General features: G+C 32.8%; 2 protein-coding genes and 1 pseudogene. 1 reads left to right on the plus strand and 2 read right to left on the minus strand.

Annotated features, from left to right (window positions below):
• Positions 1 to 95, minus strand: a pseudogene (locus P8K68_RS02240) (IS1595 family transposase); the annotation flags it as partial.
• A gap of 126 nt (positions 96 to 221) precedes the next feature.
• Positions 222 to 1832: a family 16 glycosylhydrolase gene (locus P8K68_RS02245; RefSeq protein WP_300247771.1), complete on the minus strand. Its 1611-nt coding sequence runs from the start codon at positions 1830 to 1832 to the stop codon at positions 222 to 224.
• 276 nt (positions 1833 to 2108) lie between these two features.
• Here P8K68_RS02245 and clpB point away from each other — a divergent pair, with 276 nt between their 5' ends.
• Complete coding sequence (clpB, locus tag P8K68_RS02250) at positions 2109 to 4715, plus strand: ATP-dependent chaperone ClpB (RefSeq protein ID WP_300247774.1); 2607 nt, start codon at positions 2109 to 2111, stop codon at positions 4713 to 4715.
• Positions 4716 to 5088 lie beyond the last annotated feature (373 nt).

The following is a 5088-nucleotide window of genomic DNA, read 5'->3' on the forward strand; positions in this document are numbered from 1 at the left end:
TTACAAACTACGCCTAGTTTATCACGATGTGCTTTAAAGTGAGCGATACAAGAAGCTTCACTATCAAAATTTGCTGTAAAACTGAAGATATTCATATGGTGGAATTTTTAGCTAATTTATGAATAAATTTTTAATTGTGATATATTACGGATATTCATTTTATTTATTAATCCCATGAAGTAAATGTCGCATTTTTAGCAAAAACTTACAAAGAAATAGTATTACTTCTTTATAAACTTAAATATACTTTTGGTTCCGTCCTTATCATGTAAACTAACAAAATATATTCCAGAGTTTAAAGAGTCTGTATCATAGCTTACCATGAAATTATTAATAACGTATTGTCGTTTAGAAATAACGCGCCCAAAAACATCAATAACATGCATATCAATTATTTGATTATTAATCTGCTCAAATTTGATGTTCAATTTATGTTCAACTGGGTTTGGGTAGTATTTTAACTCATTTGTTTCCGCTTCAGAAACAGATAAATTACTTTTTTGATACACTCTTACATAATCAATTTCCATGGTATCATTAGTAAAACTATCCGCAATAGGACCTCCTAAATTACCTCCCATCGCTAGATTTAGTAGAATAAAAAATTCTTGGTTAAATGGATTTATTGTTTCCATTTCGTTTATTAATATGTTATCCATATAAATTTTCATGTTGTCTGCATTCCATTCTAAACTATAGACATGAAAATTTTGAGAGGTATCTGCGTTATTCGTAGCAATCCCTTTACTGTTGTAAAAATAACCTCCTCCATTATTCCAATGCCAAGTTGCTAGCATTTCTGTTTTAGCGATATTAGGTTCCATGATATCAATTTCACCACACCAAGGCCAACTTGTAGTACCAAAATCTTCGTCCCAATATGCGCCATCTTCATTAATATTTTTCCCCAATAACCAAATAGCTGGCCATGTTCCAGCTACTGAAGGCAATTTAGCACGAACTTCTACCCTTCCATATTTAAAAGCATATTTAGAATTTAATCTTGCGGAAGTGAATTGTTTTTCCTGTTCTTGATCTGTATAAGACTCTCTAATAGCTTTAATTTTTAGAGTTCCATTATCTACATAAGAATTTTGCTGTAAAGCAGTGTAATGTTGTTCTTCATTATTTGCCCAACTATCTCCTGCAATTAATTCTGTTTGATGATGCCAGTTCATTGTATTTATTGCACCACTGTCATCAAATTCATCAAACCAAACCAACTCATCAAATTCAGAATTTTCTGATTCATCAATTGTACCGTCGTATAGAAAGTCATCAATATATGCAATTACAGCATCATTGTTATTTTCACCATTTACTTGTAATACAACTCTGTTAAAATCTGTTCTGGTAGTTGGATCTGGCGAAGCTGGTAAATATGTATCAGATTCAAAATCAAATGTAATTTCTTGCCATTGATTTAATAGAACAGGCTTAATAATTTCACTTTGAGTAACCCAAGGCTCTCCTAATCCACCATCTTGTAACTTTAAAGAAATTTTATTAGGCTGAGTTCCTGAAAGACTGCCTTCTGGAATATAAATTTTTAAGCTAAAAGTATTATTTGTGGACAGATCAAAATTGCTTTGAATGTTAAATCTTATATTGGCATATGACGCTGTTCCATTATCATTGTATTTCAAAACAGTGGATGACGTATTAATACCTTCTTGAAATTGATTAAGATGGGCAACTTCAAAATCGATAACTTGAGTTGGATCTGCTTCCCAAATAATTGTTCCATTTCCCTCAAAATCATCTTGAACATTTTGAGCTAATAAACATAGAGGTAAACAAAGGAAAAACAAAGAAGTAAAAATAGAACGCATAGAATCTTTTTTTATTTATCAAAAATAATATTAGAAGCTTTACTTAACTAAAATTCAACCAATACATGACCTATACAACCCTAAATATTTTTATCAAAAAAAATGAAAAAAACGACAAAAAGTCATTAAAACAAAGACATGAGCAGACATTTTGTCTATCAAAATCAATTGGTAAGATTATTGACTTAATCTCAATGTAGAGGTAAAAGAATTAAAAAGAAAAATAAAGGTTAAATAAGATTTCCGCTTTCGCGGAAATGAAAAACATATAAAATTATGAACTTAAATAATTATACAATTAAATCGCAAGAAGCCATACAGCAAGCACAACAAATTGCTCAAAGCTTTGGACATCAACAAATCGAAAATGAACATATTTTTAAAGGCATTTTCGAAGTTGACGAAAACGTGTTACCGTTTCTTTTAAAGAAATTAAATGTAAACGTTTCTATATTAGAACAAGCCTTAGAGAAGCAACTAGAAAGTTTTTCTAAAGTTACGGGTAGTGAATTGATGTTATCTCGTGAAGCTGGTAAAACTTTAAACGAAGCATCAATTATTGCAAAAAAAATGAAGGATGATTATGTTTCTATAGAACATTTGATTCTAGCTGTTTTTAAATCGAACAGTAAAATAGCTCAAATGCTAAAAGACCAAGGCGTTACTGAAAAAGGCTTAAAAGCGGCCATTGATGAATTGCGTAAAGGCGAAAATGTAACCTCTCAAAGTCAAGAGGAGACTTACAATTCTTTAAATAAATACGCTAAAAACTTAAATCAATTAGCAAAAGACGGTAAACTAGACCCTGTAATTGGTCGCGATGAGGAAATAAGAAGAATTCTTCAAATTTTATCACGTAGAACTAAGAATAACCCAATTTTAGTTGGAGAGCCTGGAACTGGTAAAACCGCTATTGCTGAAGGTTTAGCGCATAGAATTATTGATGGTGACATTCCTGAAAACCTAAAAGACAAACAAATTTTTGCTTTGGATATGGGGGCACTTATTGCAGGTGCAAAATATAAAGGTGAGTTTGAAGAACGTCTTAAAGCCGTAATTAAAGAGGTTACAACTAGTGATGGAGACATCGTTTTATTTATTGATGAAATACACACACTTGTTGGCGCAGGTGGCGGACAGGGGGCCATGGATGCTGCAAATATTTTAAAACCTGCCCTTGCCCGAGGAGAACTTCGTGCTATTGGTGCAACCACTTTAGATGAATATCAAAAATACTTTGAAAAAGATAAAGCCTTAGAGCGTCGTTTTCAAAAAGTAATGGTGAATGAGCCTGATACAGAAAGTGCTATTTCAATCCTTAGAGGGATTAAAGAAAAGTACGAAACACATCATAAAGTTCGTATAAAAGATGAAGCTATTATTGGTGCTGTAGAATTGTCTACAAGATATATTACAAATCGATTTTTGCCAGATAAAGCGATTGATTTAATGGATGAAGCGGCTGCGAAATTGCGTATGGAAATCAATTCTAAACCTGAAGAATTAGATGTTCTAGATCGTAAAATCATGCAGTTAGAAATTGAAATTGAAGCTATTAAGCGTGAAAAAGATGAAAGTAAATTAAAATCCCTACGCTCAGACTTAGCAAATATTAAAGAGCAACGCAACGAAATCAATGCGAAATGGAAGTCTGAAAAAGAAGTGGTAGATAATATCCAAAATACAAAACAAGCTATTGAAAACTTCAAATTAGAAGCTGAAAAAGCAGAACGAGAAGGTGATTACGGGAAAGTAGCGGAACTTCGTTACGGAAAAATTAAAGAAGCCCAAGAGCAGCTTGAAGACTTTCAAAAGAAACTAGATGAACACTCTGAAACCTCTTTAATCAAAGAAGAAGTAACTTATGATGATATAGCTGAAGTCGTGGCAAAATGGACTGGAATTCCTGTTACCAAAATGCTACAAAGCGAACGTGAAAAACTTCTAAAATTAGAAGATCAATTACATAAACGTGTGGTTGGGCAAGAAGAAGCCATTGAAGCTGTTAGTGATGCCGTTAGACGAAGTCGTGCTGGTTTACAAAACCCTAAAAAACCTATTGGAACATTTCTTTTTTTAGGAACCACCGGGGTTGGTAAAACAGAGCTTGCAAAAGCCTTAGCAGAATATCTATTTGACGATGAAAATGCAATGACTCGTATCGACATGAGCGAATATCAAGAACGTCATGCAGTTAGTAGATTAGTTGGAGCACCTCCTGGTTATGTAGGTTATGATGAAGGCGGACAACTTACCGAAGCGGTTAGACGTAAACCGTATTCTGTAGTGCTGTTAGATGAAATTGAAAAGGCACACCCTGATACGTTTAATATTCTACTGCAAGTTTTAGATGAAGGTCATTTAACAGATAATAAAGGACGTGTAGCAGATTTTAAAAACACCATAATAATCATGACCTCAAATATGGGAAGCACGATAATCCAAGAACGTTTTGAGGCTACTAAAGATATAGATTCGGCCATTGCAGCCGCAAAAGTAGATGTGCTAGCCCTGTTAAAACAAACCGTGCGCCCTGAGTTTTTAAACCGAATTGATGACACAGTTATGTTTACACCTTTAAGTAAAGAAAACATTGTTGATATTGTTGGTTTACAACTAAAAAGCGTCACTAAAATGATAGCTCAACAAGGTATTACGTTTGATGCTACACCAGAAGCCATAGCCTATTTAGCCGAAAAAGGATATAATCCAGAATATGGAGCTAGACCTGTAAAACGTGTGATTCAAAAAGAAGTATTGAATGCTTTAAGTAAAGAAATACTAGCAGGAAAAGTAACTACAGATAGTGTGATACTATTGGATGCGTTTGATGATAAGTTAGTATTTAGAAATCAAGGCAACTTAGTAACTGAAGCATTATAAAAATATAATAGACCTTAATTTGTAACAATTTAGCTTACAAGTAGTCTATTAGTTGGTTGGTTAGTTGAAAAGCAACATGAATCTTATTATAAGATGATTGTTGCTTTTCTTTTTTAAACGCTAATAATAACAAATAATATCTTTTTAAAAAACATAACAATCATTAAATACATTACGTTTCATGACCTAATACCTCATTAAATATTAAGTTTTCCGTAAAATTTATCAACCAAATAACCTGAGTTCGATTATTAAAACAGGCAAACTTGATTGGAATTTATAGTTTGAAATTTAATAGACGGTTTTTTAGGCAAGAAGCTATATGCGATAAGCCCTGAAATCAGGTTGCTAAGAAAGTTCCCAAAGCTTCTGT

Source organism: Algibacter sp., from assembly GCF_029245835.1.
In the GTDB taxonomy this organism is placed as follows: Bacteria; Bacteroidota; Bacteroidia; order Flavobacteriales; family Flavobacteriaceae; genus Algibacter_B.